Annotated in this window: 9 protein-coding genes, 13 tRNA genes and 3 rRNA genes; 7 read left to right on the top strand and 18 right to left on the bottom strand. The window is 42.4% G+C overall.

All coding sequences use genetic code 11. From position 1 onward, the window contains the following. The gene (locus AB1I63_09055; protein ID MEW4354980.1) at positions 1-2,229 is read right to left on the bottom strand and encodes an LPXTG cell wall anchor domain-containing protein; all 2,229 of its coding nucleotides are present in this window, start codon (positions 2,227-2,229) and stop codon (positions 1-3) included. Between the two features lie 142 nt (positions 2,230-2,371). Here AB1I63_09055 and AB1I63_09050 point away from each other — a divergent pair, with 142 nt between their 5' ends. Then, complete coding sequence (locus tag AB1I63_09050) at positions 2,372-2,707, top strand: helix-turn-helix transcriptional regulator (protein MEW4354979.1); 336 nt, start codon at positions 2,372-2,374, stop codon at positions 2,705-2,707. Between the two features lie 55 nt (positions 2,708-2,762). Here AB1I63_09050 and AB1I63_09045 read toward each other — a convergent pair whose 3' ends face one another. After that, a complete protein-coding gene (locus AB1I63_09045) occupies positions 2,763-3,602 on the bottom strand; it encodes a hypothetical protein (protein ID MEW4354978.1) in 840 nt (279 codons plus the stop codon). Between the two features lie 484 nt (positions 3,603-4,086). Between AB1I63_09045 and AB1I63_09040 the strand changes: the two genes are divergently transcribed. The 6 genes from AB1I63_09040 (at position 4,087) to AB1I63_09015 (ending at position 9,166) form a co-directional block, all read left to right on the top strand. Next, positions 4,087-4,377, top strand: a complete 291-nt coding sequence (locus tag AB1I63_09040) for a hypothetical protein (GenBank protein MEW4354977.1) — start codon at positions 4,087-4,089, stop codon at positions 4,375-4,377. A 420-nt stretch (positions 4,378-4,797) separates the two neighbouring features. Continuing rightward, positions 4,798-5,232, top strand: coding sequence for a hypothetical protein (locus tag AB1I63_09035; protein MEW4354976.1), 435 nt, complete (start codon positions 4,798-4,800; stop codon positions 5,230-5,232). Further along, positions 5,219-5,959, top strand: coding sequence for an FtsK/SpoIIIE domain-containing protein (locus AB1I63_09030; GenBank protein ID MEW4354975.1), 741 nt, complete (start codon positions 5,219-5,221; stop codon positions 5,957-5,959). Before AB1I63_09035 ends, AB1I63_09030 begins: the two co-directional genes overlap by 14 nt. 315 nt (positions 5,960-6,274) lie before the next feature. Continuing rightward, on the top strand, positions 6,275-7,528 hold the full coding sequence (locus tag AB1I63_09025; protein ID MEW4354974.1) for a replication initiation factor domain-containing protein: 1,254 nt from the start codon (positions 6,275-6,277) through the stop codon (positions 7,526-7,528). Between the two features lie 75 nt (positions 7,529-7,603). Beyond that, positions 7,604-7,936 (top strand): DUF771 domain-containing protein, encoded by a 333-nt coding sequence (locus tag AB1I63_09020; protein ID MEW4354973.1) that lies wholly within the window; start codon positions 7,604-7,606, stop codon positions 7,934-7,936. Between the two features lie 81 nt (positions 7,937-8,017). Continuing rightward, the gene (locus tag AB1I63_09015; GenBank protein ID MEW4354972.1) at positions 8,018-9,166 is read left to right on the top strand and encodes a site-specific integrase; all 1,149 of its coding nucleotides are present in this window, start codon (positions 8,018-8,020) and stop codon (positions 9,164-9,166) included. A 62-nt stretch (positions 9,167-9,228) separates the two neighbouring features. On the opposite strand, the gene AB1I63_09010 is transcribed toward AB1I63_09015, so the two are convergent. The 16 genes from AB1I63_09010 to AB1I63_08935 form a co-directional block, all read right to left on the bottom strand. Beyond that, positions 9,229-9,312 (bottom strand) — tRNA-Leu (locus AB1I63_09010). A gap of 10 nt (positions 9,313-9,322) precedes the next feature. Beyond that, positions 9,323-9,394: transfer RNA gene (locus AB1I63_09005), tRNA-Gln, on the bottom strand. 11 nt (positions 9,395-9,405) lie between these two features. Then, a tRNA-His gene (locus AB1I63_09000) sits at positions 9,406-9,478 on the bottom strand. 11 nt (positions 9,479-9,489) lie between these two features. Beyond that, positions 9,490-9,560 (bottom strand) — tRNA-Trp (locus tag AB1I63_08995). A 7-nt stretch (positions 9,561-9,567) separates the two neighbouring features. Beyond that, positions 9,568-9,648, bottom strand: a tRNA-Tyr gene (locus AB1I63_08990). A 15-nt stretch (positions 9,649-9,663) separates the two neighbouring features. After that, positions 9,664-9,736, bottom strand: a tRNA-Phe gene (locus tag AB1I63_08985). A 3-nt stretch (positions 9,737-9,739) separates the two neighbouring features. Further along, positions 9,740-9,813: transfer RNA gene (locus AB1I63_08980), tRNA-Met, on the bottom strand. Between the two features lie 14 nt (positions 9,814-9,827). Beyond that, positions 9,828-9,917, bottom strand: a tRNA-Ser gene (locus tag AB1I63_08975). Between the two features lie 6 nt (positions 9,918-9,923). Continuing rightward, positions 9,924-9,995, bottom strand: a tRNA-Glu gene (locus tag AB1I63_08970). A gap of 12 nt (positions 9,996-10,007) precedes the next feature. After that, positions 10,008-10,081: transfer RNA gene (locus AB1I63_08965), tRNA-Ile, on the bottom strand. 33 nt (positions 10,082-10,114) lie between these two features. After that, positions 10,115-10,185 (bottom strand) — tRNA-Gly (locus AB1I63_08960). Positions 10,186-10,190: 5 nt separating this feature from the next. Further along, positions 10,191-10,263, bottom strand: a tRNA-Val gene (locus tag AB1I63_08955). 5 nt (positions 10,264-10,268) lie between these two features. Then, positions 10,269-10,384 (bottom strand): 5S ribosomal RNA (gene rrf, locus AB1I63_08950). A gap of 93 nt (positions 10,385-10,477) precedes the next feature. Beyond that, a 23S ribosomal RNA gene (locus AB1I63_08945) occupies positions 10,478-13,381 on the bottom strand. A 130-nt stretch (positions 13,382-13,511) separates the two neighbouring features. Further along, a tRNA-Ala gene (locus AB1I63_08940) sits at positions 13,512-13,584 on the bottom strand. A 55-nt stretch (positions 13,585-13,639) separates the two neighbouring features. Further along, positions 13,640-15,187 (bottom strand): 16S ribosomal RNA (locus AB1I63_08935). The 16S, 23S and 5S rRNA genes sit together here with 13 tRNA genes alongside, the layout of an rRNA operon. Positions 15,188-15,330 lie beyond the last annotated feature (143 nt).

The raw sequence follows: 15,330 nt of genomic DNA, 5'->3' as shown, positions 1-15,330 counted from the left end.
TTATCCTCTTTTCTTTTTCAATCCTACTAGACTAACAAGGCTGATACTTGCTGTACCGAGCAATGTTAGGATAGAGTTATTTGTTCCTGTTTTTGGTAAGCTATTAGCTGTTGTAATAGCTTGTTTAGATGCTTGATTGTTACGAACAGTTGAAACGGCTTTTGCAGGCATTCCTTGTCCGTAAGTAGTCTGACTTCCCATGTATTGTGGGGTTTTCATATCGGATTTCGAAGGCTTCATACCAAGGGTATCAACCTTATCTGTTTTGTCTTTTTGAGTTCCGACAGTTGTACTAGGTTTTTTGTTTCCACCAAGAGCACCGCCATTTTGTGAACCAACCCCAATCTGACTATCTCCTCCGAGTGTCCCATGGTCTTGAACTTTAGGAAGCTCATATACAGGCTTGCTAGCAGTTACGCCTGTACCAACTTCATGGTGTTTTTCAGGCTTTGGTTGTGCATCATAGGCTTCTTTAAGACTAGCATACTTAGCTAGCGCATTTTCATAAGCCCCCATCAAACGATTCAGCTCCTCACGCTCCGCAACTACTAAAGCTACCTGACGTTCTACCCCCTCCTCTGCTGCCACTTTAGCAGTCATCAAACGAGCCAACGTCTCCTGACGGCTAGATACCGCCTCAGCGAGAGAAGTGTAAAGGTCTTTAGCTTCCTTGACCGCACGAGCCAAGGAACGAACGCTAGCTAATTCATTTTGAGCTGATTCAAGACGTGCCTCAGCACCAATCTTCGTAGCCTGAGCTGCCGATAGGGTAGCTTTGGCATTGGAAACGGCTGCTGGGTCTACTACCGTTTTGGTTACTTCTTTGGTAACTTGCTTAGTGGTAGACGTACCCCCTGAGCGGACTTCGTATGGGTTCGCTAAGGCTGGAGAACTAGAGTCTACGAGAGATAAGACTGTCCTACTCAACGGAATCTCATGCGCACCGTAACCTACCGACGGACTAATCATAAACTCATTAGCTTTTGAAGTGAAACCTAACAACTTCAATGCCTCAGAGTAATCACCCTTACCAAAAAGCTTAGGAATCAATGCATTATATACGGAGTTGTAAAGTTGACCTTCTGTAAGGAAAATCTCTCCGCCATCTGTAAACGAATCACCTCCTTTATTGATATACAAAGCGCTATTCGCAATGTAGTCTACATCTAAGCCCTTACCAACGGTTTGAGCCACTTCGTCGAAAGTGAAATCACGATGACGGTCAGTCTCCTGTACCGACTGGTACTTGTTGGCAAAAGTTGCAGTGGCTTCGCTAACCTCTAGCAACGGTTGACCAAAGAGACTGCGGACGTGGTTCAAAACGGCTGCGCCGTACAATGAAAGGTTTCGAGAGAGTTCTGCTGGTAGGGGTTCTCTGATGTCATACTTGGTACTATTGTCTAAGTTTTCAAGACCCGAATGTTTAGCCGTCTTACCTAGATTTTTCAGATTGTACTCACCCAAGTCACCATAAGTAGCAGTCAACAAAGGTTTACCACTTCTAGAGTACTTGATAACCTCAGTACCCCCCTTTTTGATAGCTGCGTCGACCGCATCAGCAGTGCCAGTACCATTCGCTAGGTCTTTGATAGCCTGAATATACTCAGGGTTGATAAAGATACGAGCATCACGGTCAGCAGTTTTTGGGTCATAAAGCTGAGACTTAGCCCCCTCAGCAGGTACCTCTACCGTTTCAGTGACAGTCTCAGTCACCTCAGTACCCCTCTCTGCAAGAGCAAGGTCTTGCTCAGCATCGCTAACGGCTTTGATGGAGTCGGCAAGAGCCTGACTAGCATCAGCTACCTTATCTTCTACGGCTTCGACTGATTGGTTACCAAGAGCCGACTCCGCACGAGTAACCGCCTCTTTAGCTTCCGCAACGGCTTGACTATCTACTTCCTTGACCTCAGCAATCTGAGTATCAAGGCTAGCTACCTCCGCACGATTAGCTTCAAGACTAGCCTCAGCCTCCTTGACCGTACTATCCTGAGCGAGGACTGCACTATGGGTAGTATCGACTGCCTCTTTAGCCTCAGTAAGCTGAGCTTCAGTTACTGTATTAGTAGGCGCTACCGCCTCAGTAGCGGTTGCCGTGCTATTACCCTCAACACTATCAGCACTAACAGATACCCCGCCTAGAGCCAAAGCACCCGACAAAGCCAATACACCGACAGCGCCGTAAGCCTTAGACACCTTAATGGTGCCACTATGGGATTGATTTTTCGCCATATAAAACTCCTTTTTTCGTATTATAAAGATATTATATCACAAGTTGTAGCTTTTTAAAGCTATTTGTATCCCTTTTTCTATTTTTATGTAGTTTTTTATTACTCCTTAAAAGTTTATGATATCTTTAAAAGGAGAATACTACATGGCTCAATTAAATCTCAAAGACTACATTAGTAAAAGAGTACGTGTCTTACGATTGCAAAAAGGACTGACACAAATGCAACTAGAGGAACGTGCAAACCTACCGCTGAAATATATCTATAAAATCGAAAATACGAACAGTAATATCACCATCAAAACATTAGAAAGTGTCATTCAAGCTCTCGACTGTGACTTTGAAACCTTTTTTGATATGAAACTCAACCTCACAAGCCAAGCCCTTATCTCCTTTATTGATAAAATTGACGAACTAGAACCACATAAACAAGAAAAAGTTCTCCATCATTTTACTGCACTATTAGATGAATTACATAACTAAATAAGGACATAGAAGAACCCACTAAGCCTATCTAACTTAGTGGGTTTTTGCGTGGTTAAATGCTTTTTGAACTTTTACTGAGGAATGCTTCTCGATACATAGTCGGATAAATAATTTCTTCTCTTATTCTACTGTTAATTCCTTTATAAGCTAAGTACGGCAATATATCTAAATTATCTGAAATAATAGCTAACGCCTTTTGTAACGCCTTACGGTCATCTGAATTGATATCTTTAAGACAGAGGTTAAATTTTTCTATAACTTCAGGCATATCAAAAATTTTCAGATTATCGACGAGACTGTAAATAAATTGCGATTTTGTTTCATCTGTAAAAATTTCCTCAATGATAGAAATATTATTGGATACAGCTCTCTCAAATGGTTCATTCTTCATCATTTCAAGTAAGCCATAGGAATACAAACTATTTTTCTTATGAGATTGTATTTTTTTTAGATACTCTGTTAGCAATGGTTCTAAGGATTTACCCACGATTTTAGAATCAACAATTTTATCTATTTTAGATAGCCTTTCAGGATTATTTTCTTCAATCTCTCGTACAATCTTATCACCAAGCTCTTGAAAACAATCAGTAATAATGTCGAATGTTTTTTTGGCAATTTTTTGACCATAAAAAACCTTTTTTAAAGTCTCATAAGTTCTGTACTCTTTACTCAACTCTCTTTCTATCTTGACATTTGGAAGGTAATCAGTGATATCACCTGTAACCATTTTTTCACTAAAAACCAACATAGAATCCTTTGTTCCCAGTTTAATTTTTTCTAACTGGGCTTTCTCAGATTCACAGAAGTCTTTATAATATTCATGCTCATCAACTGAATGAAGAATAATGCAAGCCGTTAAAAGCTCGTTAAAATTATTTTCTTTAAAAGCCATTATGAACTCCTCCATATTTTTATACTATAACTATAATTGAAATCATCTGATTTTACAATGGTTTAAGTAATAATTACACCAAATATATATAAGCAAACATTAGGATGCTTAAATTATTGATATTTATTGGATAAATAAGACATTAAATAACTCAAAAAAAGCTAACATAATTACCCTAAATATCCTACTTGGAATATTTTATAATTGGATTATAGCTAATATTTGAAAAAGTTATCTCAGAAGATAATCAGTTCTGAAAATACACTAAAAACTTACCCTAAAATTAACAAGTTCAGTATTATCAAGGGATTTGCGAGGGGCATAAATTACACTTTAGTTGACAGCCTATTCCTGGGATAATTTTTGTATAGCTACAAGCAATATGTTAGCTATAAGTTATTAAGGCTATAGAATAGCCAATTGGTCTGAAGAACCCCTCACTCTCTCAGAGCAAAAAATAGGTCGAGGTGGAAAGGAGAAAAGTATGGAAGCAAAATCAATGATTCTTGAAGGTATGCTTATGGGTGTCAGTCCTGCAACGGACTTCAATACACAAGCTACCATTGGAGTAACACTTGACCTTGGTTACCGCACAGATAATGGCAAATTTATGACCCAATCTGTAAAAGTACTCAATGCTAGTGTATCTGAATTCCAATCGTACTTAGATACAAAGATTGAAGTAGAGTTGGAAGGCGTGACGGTTTCATCATATCTTAATGGTAATCGAGCAAACCTCAGCGTCAAAGCTAAATCGGCAACGATTTTAGCTTAGTTCAGTCATTGGTGCTTTGTCAAATAATTCTTTGATAAAGCACTGATGCTTTATACAAAAAGGAGGTCTTATCATGACTTTTTATAATTTATTCATTCAGGAACTAAAACAATCTACAGCAGAACTACTAGCAATCCTTTTAGTTGGATTCATAACCTACTACATTTCATTCTTTTTATGGCGTCTAGTCCATCCTAGCCCACACATCCAGTCGAGATTGAAAAGGTCTTATTTAAACTGTATGAGAGAGACAAATACTCGTCCATCCCATTTCGGTTTTAAATTATATTCATTTTTTCTAGTACTCCTATCAGCAATCTTTGAACCATTTCGTGCTCCTTTAAGATTAGTATCATCTCCTAACAACAGCAAGAAAACAGATGACAAGATTCAGAAAGAAGGCAAAAAGAGGAAAACATCATGAAAAATTTCATAGAGTATGTAAAAAATAAAGTAACAGATTACTTAAAAGAACGACAAGAACAAAAAGAACTAGCATTTCTTTCTGAATCTCTGTACCATCGATTGTGTGAATTTGAAATAAGCGAACTAGAACTCCCAATATCAACATTGAAATATGTACAAGGAGTCGAGTGGTCTTCTACAAAGCAATTCTTCATATATCTGAAAGAAGAGATTGAGGAGGACTTACTAGAAAAATTTACCAGCCGTGTTCGTCAGTATGTAAAGGCTTACTCCTCAAAAAAATTATCAGTTGCCTTTGATTGTGTTGTAACTAGGCAAGATAGGGAACCGGAAAAAGCCATAAGCATTCGGATTTGTACGACGATAGAAATGCTTGAGGCAGAGCTAACACCAGCTGAAATTGAGGTAGATATTTATGGGAAGTTCTAATATCCCTATTCTGAAAAATTTGGAAACAGGAGGTGATATTCACTGGAATATCTCCTCTCATCCATTCCTCATGCTGACAGGTTCGACTGGCACAGGGAAATCTACGTTCCTATTACAGCTTATCGCTCTGATATATCTATATTCTGATGGAGAGGCTAAAATAATTCTTCTAGACTATAAACATTCAGACGATTTCTTGTTTGCTCGCTCCTATGATTCTTACTATGCGTTTGAAAACGTTACACAAGGATTTGATAGGTTTTATCAAGAATTTCGAAAAAGACTATCGGGAGAAAGTGACGACTATTCCCAATGGTGGTTAGTGTTCGATGAATATTCCTCGTGGATATCCATGCTTGATAAAAAGACATCAGAAGAATATAAGAACAAATTAGGAGAAATCCTACGTCTATCTAGGAGCTTAAATATGAGAGGGATTTTCGTACTTCAGAGAGCAGATTCCATTTATTTTATGGGTGGAATTAGAGATAATTTTTCTGTGAAAATTGGTCTAGGTCGATTGTCACAAGAAGCTAAAAAAATGCTCTTCGATACTGACTTAGAAATTAAGCCACAAAAAATAGGCAAAGGTTATATCCAAATAGACGGCTATGAAATTAAGCCCTGCCTCGTTCCCAAAGTACGAAATCGTCAGAAGATGATTGACTGTATCAAAGCATTTTTAGCTAGATTAGCAGATATAGATGAGGATGCTGCCCCTCCGTAGCCGTAGGCGATAGGAGGAGGCAGACAGCCTCGCCAGCTTTAGCTGGCTAACGGGGATACTGTAAAGACCCCCGTTCCACTCCCTTTTATGATTTAAACCTATGCACATTCCACTTTAGGGAACGAACTCCCTTTTATCTCAAAAAGTTATCAAATCAACGTTCCACAGTAACTCTGGAATTTAGGGTGACCATTATCTGAAACTATGAAATAATAAAAGCATAGGAATTTCACTACTTAATAGTAATAGTTAACTAAAACAAAATTTACCGCCCTGTTAACTTTCACTTGTTAGGCGGATAGAAAGAAGAAAATTTTGGTCTGTAAAAATCAAATAGAAAAATATCTCTCCGAGAATGATAAGCACAACCCAGTCATTATGACTAGTATAGACGAGTTTACATTTGTCATCAAGCCAACAGAAGATACAGTCGGTGAATATCCTAACAATTGGAATCAAATTGCTTTATCATTAGCTGAAACAATAGATCAGAAGCTATCTCTATCAATTTTATTTGGAAGTTATGTCTCACTAAAAACCTCTCCAGCAGGCTATACTGACGGATTTACCTTCGAAAACCTTCCTTATTATTTTGCGATAGCATGGCATGAGTTCAATTTCACCATGGGAATTATTATCAAGTTTAGCGCATTCGCTTTATCGCACTATAGAGCTACCTATCAAGACTTCTATGATAAAGCGATTGATGTACATAATATAGCTCAAATGCTAGATGATGACTATTACGAACTACGTCTGTCTCGTATTGACCTAGCAGTGGATTACTTTAATTATGATATGACTGTCAATGACCTCTATCAAGGATTAAAAACCAAAAAATATATCCTCACCACTCATAAAGGTAATAAAAATCGTTCTATAATTAGTGCTAGAGAAATCGATGGTAAAGCTGAAACTATCTATATTGGTAGTAAAAAGAAGAACGTGAATGCCCTGCTCCGTATCTACGATAAATATCAAGAGCAACTAGATAATCGTGGACGATATATGCATCTAACCCAATATTGTGATACTTGGGTACGTATGGAAGCGTCCTATAAAGGCACTTATAGTAACCAAATCCTAGCCTTATTGCTGACCATTAAACATCCACAAGATTTGAGCAAACTAATTGTAAATAAAATGCTCGATAAATACTGCTTTCATAGTACCGATACTGGTGAGCCTATTTTGTTTACCAAAGATTTACTAAAAGGGTTTGGAGATTTTCCAGCACTAGCGTCTCTAAATTCTCGTAACAATGACATTATTGGGAAGATACTACACATGCTAAAAGGAAGCGGTTTCTATCCCTTGCTTCGCATCATTGAAAAAATTTGGGGGGTTCAAGCTCGTAATCACTTCATTATCAGATTAATACAGGAATATGAAGTAAACTATGACCCCAATCCCGACGTAGACCTATGGATAAATAAGTTTGGTAATGAGTTATCTAAGCTAAATTTTGAAGACTTCCTAGAAGATACCTTTCATGTTTTTTACAAAAATAATAACATCACCCCTAAAGATTCCGCCAAGAAGCACAAGAGTGATGCTACAAAACAATAAGAAGAGATAGGGTAGTAGTCTCCTCTACTGCCTATTATCTCATAAATTATCTTTTAACGAAAGAGAAAAAACATCATGAATGAATTACAACTTACATTAGAAAATATTACTGTTAAATTACCTGAAAGTCATATCATAGTGCAAAAGGAAGAATACGAACGACTTCAAAAAGAAAGTTCTCAAGGTCGTTATATGACATTGAATGACGTTTTGGACTTGCTTTCAGTCTCTCGACCATGGCTCTTAGAAAACGTTCTATATCGTTCTGATATTCGCTCTCAAATTGATATAGCAATAAACCCCAACGGATTCGTGAAATATCCTGAAAGTCAGGGAGGACGCTACTTCTTCTTATCTAGCAAGACCCGAGCATTTTTTGAGCAAAACTTTGTAAAAATCTTTAAATAAATTTTGTAGAAATCTTTAAATAAATGTGGTATGATAACCAAGATAATATCTTGGTTATCGCTTCTTAGAAGAGAGGTAATCATGGCAATTTCATATAGAAGAAGAGGTAAAAATAAAACTTGGGACTACCGTATATTCAAAAATAAAAAAGTAGTTGCATCTAACTCAGGATTTCGAACAAAACGTGAAGCTGAAATCGAAGCAATTAACATAGAAATACAGCTGATGAAAGGTGCAATCATTGATAAAACTATTACTTTTTATGACCTTTGGAAAAAATGGTTAGAATTAGCTGTAAAACCGCTAGATAAAGCAGATACGACAATGAATAAGCACTTGCTACGAGGAAAGTTTATTAAAAAACATCTTTCAGATAAACCTGCAATCCAAATAAAAGCAAGCGAGTATCAAGCTTTTATCAATAAATACGCTGAAACAAATTGTCGTGATAACGTAAGTAGAATGAATGCAGAAATTCGCAATGTCATTGTTTTTGCTCAGCGTGATAAACTGAATATTGATAACTTTACAGAAGGGGTTATTCTCTCAGGGCGTCCACCTAAAAAAAGAAAAGATGAGAAATATATCCATAGTTTTGAAGATTATCAAAAATTAGTAAATTACTTAGAAACTAATTTAGACAGTACAGTGTCAATTATTCCGCATCTGCTACTAATCCAGCTAAAGACTGGTCTACGTGCAGGGGAGGTCGCTGGTCTTACATGGGATTGTATCCTATGGAAAACTTCAGAAATCAAAACCTATCGTCGTTACGATACTGTACGGCATCGCTGGTCTAAAGCAAAAACAGAGGATTCTATCAGGACAATACCCATTGATAACGATACACTAACAATTCTTAAAAATCTCAAACAAGAACAAGATGTCTTCATTGAACATGGGAAAATCATAAATAATGAGAACATGATTTTTATTGATTTAAACAATCAAATCATAACAAATGCAGGAATCAATAAACATTTAAAACAAATCCTTAAAGACCTACGTATTTTCCCAAACACAATGACAAGTACAGGTTTACGTCACACTTATTGTTCAACAATGCTTGCAATGGGTGTTGATATATGGGCTGTATCGAAACTAATGGGACATAAAGACATTACAGAAATTACAGAGACTTATGGGCATCTCATTAAAGAAAAAGCAGAAATTGAGAACAATAAAGTAAGGGCAGTATTAAAGAGTTTAACTAAAATCAAGAATGAATGACCAAAAGTTGACCAAAAGCAACTAAAAAAGTCTTCAAATCAACGTTTGAAGACTTTCAACTATACCGGCGGCCGGGGTCGAACCGGCACGTCCTTGCGGACACTGGATTTTGAGTCCAGCGCGTCTGCCAATTCCGCCACGCCGGCATAAGTTAAACTGGGGTAGCTGGATTCGAACCAACGCATGAGGGAGTCAAAGTCCCTTGCCTTACCGCTTGGCTATACCCCAATAATATAAAAGGCGAGTGATGGGAATCGAACCCACGAATGTCAGAGCCACAATCTGATGTGTTAACCACTTCACCACACCCGCCATATTATAAACACGGGCAGTAGGAATTGAACCCACACTGAAGGTTTTGGAGACCTTAGTTCTACCTTTAAACTATGCCCGTAAAGGTATGGAAGGGGAGGGATTCGAACCCCCGAACCCGAAGGAGCGGATTTACAGTCCGCCGCGTTTAGCCTCTTCGCTACCCTTCCAAATTATTAAATTAATGGCGCGAGACGGAATCGAACCGCCGACACATGGAGCTTCAATCCATTGCTCTACCAACTGAGCTACCGAGCCAAATTGCGGGAGCAGGATTTGAACCTACGACCTTCGGGTTATGAGCCCGACGAGCTACCGAGCTGCTCCATCCCGCGCTATTATTAGTCTAAGGAGGATGTGGGATTCGAACCCACGCACGCTTTTACACGCCTGACGGTTTTCAAGACCGTTCCCTTCAGCCGGACTTGGGTAATCCTCCAATATATAGTCCGTACGGGATTCGAACCCGTGTTACCGCCGTGAAAAGGCGGTGTCTTAACCCCTTGACCAACGGACCATAATATTCAAATGGGCACGAGTGGACTCGAACCACCGACCTCACGCTTATCAGGCGTGCGCTCTAACCACCTGAGCTACGCGCCCAAGTACACTGACTTGGTATGAACTTCCGTTCAAAGCGGGTGACGAGAATCGAACTCGCGACAACAGCTTGGAAGGCTGTAGTTTTACCACTAAACTACACCCGCTTATATGGGAGTTAACGGGATCGAACCGCTGACCCTCTGCTTGTAAGGCAGATGCTCTCCCAGCTGAGCTAAACTCCCCTATAGCTAAGCGACTACCATATCTCACAGGGGGCAACCCCCAACTACTTCCGGCGTTCTAGGGCTTAACTGCTGTGTTCGGCATGGGTACAGGTGTATCTCCTAGGCTATCGTCACTTAACTATTCTGAGTATTTCCACACTCAAAATTGAATATCTTATCAAATCCTCTCAAGAACTAAACCACGCTATGTTCTCGTTGAATCTTACTTATTTTGGATAAGTCCTCGAGCTATTAGTATTAGTCCGCTCCATTGCTCACACAACTTCCACTCCTAACCTATCTACCTGATCTTCTCTCAGGGCTCTTACTAACTTAACGTTATGGGAAATCTCATCTTGAGGTGGGTTTCACACTTAGATGCTTTCAGCGTTTATCCCTTCCCTACATAGCTACCCAGCGATGCCTCTGGCGAGACAACTGGTACACCAGCGGTAAGTCCACTCTGGTCCTCTCGTACTAGGAGCAGATCCTCTCAAATTTCCTACGCCCGCGACGGATAGGGACCGAACTGTCTCACGACGTTCTGAACCCAGCTCGCGTGCCGCTTTAATGGGCGAACAGCCCAACCCTTGGGACCGACTACAGCCCCAGGATGCGACGAGCCGACATCGAGGTGCCAAACCTCCCCGTCGATGTGAACTCTTGGGGGAGATAAGCCTGTTATCCCCAGGGTAGCTTTTATCCGTTGAGCGATGGCCCTTCCATTCGGAACCACCGGATCACTAAGCCCGACTTTCGTCCCTGCTCGAGTTGTAGCTCTCGCAGTCAAGCTCCCTTATACCTTTACACTCTGCGATTGATTTCCAACCAATCTGAGGGAACCTTTGGGCGCCTCCGTTACCTTTTAGGAGGCGACCGCCCCAGTCAAACTGCCCGTCAGACACTGTCTCCCATAGTGATAAACTATGCGGGTTAGAGTGGCCATAACACAAGGGTAGTATCCCAACAGCGCCTCCTTCGAAACTGGCGTCCCGATCTCTTTGGCTCCTACCTATCCTGTACATGTGGCACAGACACTCAATATCAAACTGCAGTAAAGCTCCATGGGGTCTTTCCGTCCTGTCGCGGGTAACCTGCATCTTCACAGGTACTAAAATTTCACCGAGTCTCTCGTTGAGACAGTGCCCAAATCATTACGCCTTTCGTGCGGGTCGGAACTTACCCGACAAGGAATTTCGCTACCTTAGGACCGTTATAGTTACGGCCGCCGTTTACTGGGGCTTCAATTCAGATCTTCGCGTTGCCGCTAAACCCTCCTCTTAACCTTCCAGCACCGGGCAGGCGTCACCCCCTATACATCATCTTACGATTTAGCAGAGAGCTGTGTTTTTGATAAACAGTTGCTTGGGCCTATTCACTGCGGCTCAGTATTACTGAGCACCCCTTCTCCCGAAGTTACGGGGTCATTTTGCCGAGTTCCTTAACGAGAGTTCTCTCGCTCACCTGAGGCTACTCGCCTCGACTACCTGTGTCGGTTTGCGGTACGGGTAGAGTATGATACATCGCTAGAAGCTTTTCTTGGCAGTGTGACATCACTCACTTCGCTACTAATCTTCGCTCCCCATCACAGCTCAACGTTATAGGTATAAGCATTTGACTCATACCACGCCTCACTACTTAGCCAGACACTTCCATTCGTCTGGTTGAGTTAGCCTTCTGCGTCCCTCCATCACTTCATACTCTAGTACAGGAATATCAACCTGTTGGCCATCGGATACACCTTTCGGTCTCTCCTTAGGTCCCGACTAACCCAGGGCGGACGAGCCTTCCCCTGGAAACCTTAGTCTTACGGTGGATGGGATTCTCACCCATCTTTCGCTACTCATACCGGCATTCTCACTTCTATGCGTTCCAGCGCTCCTCACGGTACACCTTCACCACACATAGAACGCTCTCCTACCATTACCTATTAGGTAATCCACAGCTTCGGTAAATTGTTTTAGCCCCGGTACATTTTCGGCGCAGGGTCACTCGACTAGTGAGCTATTACGCACTCTTTGAATGAATAGCTGCTTCTAAGCTAACATCCTAGTTGTCTGTGCAACCCCACATCCTTTTCCACTTAACAATTATTTTGGGACCTTAGCTGGTGGTCTGGGCTGTTTCCCTTTCGACTACGGATCTTAGCACTCGCAGTCTGACTGCCGATTATATCTCGTTGGCATTCGGAGTTTATCTGAGATTGGTAATCCGGGATGGACCCCTCACCCAAACAGTGCTCTACCTCCAAGAGACTTAACATCGACGCTAGCCCTAAAGCTATTTCGGAGAGAACCAGCTATCTCCAAGTTCGTTTGGAATTTCTCCGCTACCCACAAGTCATCCAAGCACTTTTCAACGTGCCCTGGTTCGGTCCTCCAGTGCGTTTTACCGCACCTTCAACCTGCTCATGGGTAGGTCACATGGTTTCGGGTCTATAACATGATACTAATCCGCCCTATTCAGACTCGGTTTCCCTACGGCTCCGTCTCTTCAACTTAACCTCGCATCATATCATAACTCGCCGGTTCATTCTACAAAAGGCACGCTCTCACCCATTAACGGGCTCGAACTTGTTGTAGGCACACGGTTTCAGGTTCTATTTCACTCCCCTCCCGGGGTGCTTTTCACCTTTCCCTCACGGTACTGGTTCACTATCGGTCACTAGGGAGTATTTAGGGTTGGGAGATGGTCCTCCCAGATTCCGACGGGATTTCGCGTGTCCCGCCGTACTCAGGATTCTGCTAGGTACAGACTCTGTTTCGAATACGAGGCTCTTACTCTCTTTGGCTCTACTTCCCAGTAGATTCTTCTACAAAATCTGAGTCCACATTGCAGTCCTACAACCCCGAAGAGTAAACTCTTCGGTTTGCCCTCCTGCCGTTTCGCTCGCCGCTACTCAGGCAATCGCTTTTGCTTTCTCTTCCTGCAGCTACTTAGATGTTTCAGTTCACTGCGTCTTCCTTCTCATGACCTTAACAGTCATGGATAACATGCATTACATGTTGGGTTCCCCCATTCGGACACCCCTGGATCATTGCTTACTTACAGCTCCCCAAGGAATTTCGTCGTTAGTCACGTCCTTCTTCGGCTCCTAGTGCCAAGGCATCCACCGTGCGCCCTTATTAACTTAACCTTATTTAACCTAATTCTTTCAAATTAGAAAACTCATTAATTCACAGCGTTTTCGGTTTATTTTCTTGTTACTATTTGATATAGATATTCAATTTTCAATGTGCAAATCTCTACAACTCTCTCGAGTTGTATGGAGCCTAGCGGGATCGAACCGCTGACCTCCTGCGTGCAAAGCAGGCGCTCTCCCAGCTGAGCTAAGGCCCCACAAGACCTCTCAAAACTAAACATGACGACCAATATACAGTTCCTTTTTCCTTAGAAAGGAGGTGATCCAGCCGCACCTTCCGATACGGCTACCTTGTTACGACTTCACCCCAATCATCTATCCCACCTTAGGCGGCTGGCTCCTTACGGTTACCTCACCGACTTCGGGTGTTACAAACTCTCGTGGTGTGACGGGCGGTGTGTACAAGGCCCGGGAACGTATTCACCGCGGCGTGCTGATCCGCGATTACTAGCGATTCCGACTTCATGTAGGCGAGTTGCAGCCTACAATCCGAACTGAGACTGGCTTTAAGAGATTAGCTTGCCGTCACCGACTTGCGACTCGTTGTACCAGCCATTGTAGCACGTGTGTAGCCCAGGTCATAAGGGGCATGATGATTTGACGTCATCCCCACCTTCCTCCGGTTTATTACCGGCAGTCTCGCTAGAGTGCCCAACTGAATGATGGCAACTAACAATAAGGGTTGCGCTCGTTGCGGGACTTAACCCAACATCTCACGACACGAGCTGACGACAACCATGCACCACCTGTCACCAGTGTTCCGAAGAAAAATCCTATCTCTAGGACGGTCACTGGGATGTCAAGACCTGGTAAGGTTCTTCGCGTTGCTTCGAATTAAACCACATGCTCCACCGCTTGTGCGGGCCCCCGTCAATTCCTTTGAGTTTCAACCTTGCGGTCGTACTCCCCAGGCGGAGTGCTTAATGCGTTAGCTGCGGCACTGAGTCCCGGAAAGGACCCAACACCTAGCACTCATCGTTTACGGCGTGGACTACCAGGGTATCTAATCCTGTTCGCTCCCCACGCTTTCGAGCCTCAGCGTCAGTTACAGACCAGAGAGCCGCTTTCGCCACCGGTGTTCCTCCATATATCTACGCATTTCACCGCTACACATGGAATTCCACTCTCCCCTTCTGCACTCAAGTTAAACAGTTTCCAAAGCGTACTATGGTTAAGCCACAGCCTTTAACTTCAGACTTATCTAACCGCCTGCGCTCGCTTTACGCCCAATAAATCCGGACAACGCTCGGGACCTACGTATTACCGCGGCTGCTGGCACGTAGTTAGCCGTCCCTTTCTGGTAAGATACCGTCACTTAGCAGATTTTCCACTCCCACTAACATTCTTCTCTTACAACAGAGCTTTACGATCCGAAAACCTTCTTCACTCACGCGGCGTTGCTCGGTCAGGGTTGCCCCCATTGCCGAAGATTCCCTACTGCTGCCTCCCGTAGGAGTCTGGGCCGTGTCTCAGTCCCAGTGTGGCCGATCACCCTCTCAGGTCGGCTATGTATCGTCGCCTTGGTGAGCCGTTACCCCACCAACTAGCTAATACAACGCAGGTCCATCTGGTAGTGGTGCAATTGCACCTTTCAAATGCTTACCATGCAGTAAGCACTGTTATGCGGTATTAGCTATCGTTTCCAATAGTTATCCCCCGCTACCAGGCAGGTTACCTACGCGTTACTCACCCGTTCGCAACTCCTCCGCTCGGTGCAAGCACCAAGCTTCAGCGTTCTACTTGCATGTATTAGGCACGCCGCCAGCGTTCGTCCTGAGCCAGGATCAAACTCTCATATAAAGTTTGAGCTCTCACTCACTTCTGTCTCGCTGACAGATTTATTGTTTCTTGTGTTTGACTGACTGAGTCTCCTCAGTCGCCCTGCACATTGGTTCGTCTTGTTCAGTTTTCAAAGGTCTTTGTCGCTCTCTCGCGACAACTAT

The sequence above is a fragment of the Streptococcus pneumoniae genome, from assembly GCA_040719455.1.
GTDB lineage: Bacteria > Bacillota > Bacilli > Lactobacillales > Streptococcaceae > Streptococcus > Streptococcus pneumoniae_G.
Note: the sequence above shows the minus strand (reverse complement) of the source record. Positions and strands in the feature narration are given on the sequence as shown.

Bases quoted from the DNA above. Each gene is read 5' to 3' on its own strand.
- AB1I63_09055 (MEW4354980.1), bottom strand. From the start codon at position 2,229: ATGGCGAAAAATCAATCCCATAGTGGCACCATTAAGGTGTCTAAGGCT.
- AB1I63_09050 (MEW4354979.1), top strand. From the start codon at position 2,372: ATGGCTCAATTAAATCTCAAAGACTACATTAGTAAAAGAGTACGTGTC.
- AB1I63_09045 (MEW4354978.1), bottom strand. From the start codon at position 3,602: ATGGCTTTTAAAGAAAATAATTTTAACGAGCTTTTAACGGCTTGCATT.
- AB1I63_09040 (MEW4354977.1), top strand. From the start codon at position 4,087: ATGGAAGCAAAATCAATGATTCTTGAAGGTATGCTTATGGGTGTCAGT.
- AB1I63_09035 (MEW4354976.1), top strand. From the start codon at position 4,798: ATGAAAAATTTCATAGAGTATGTAAAAAATAAAGTAACAGATTACTTA.
- AB1I63_09030 (MEW4354975.1), top strand. From the start codon at position 5,219: ATGGGAAGTTCTAATATCCCTATTCTGAAAAATTTGGAAACAGGAGGT.
- AB1I63_09020 (MEW4354973.1), top strand. From the start codon at position 7,604: ATGAATGAATTACAACTTACATTAGAAAATATTACTGTTAAATTACCT.
- AB1I63_09015 (MEW4354972.1), top strand. From the start codon at position 8,018: ATGGCAATTTCATATAGAAGAAGAGGTAAAAATAAAACTTGGGACTAC.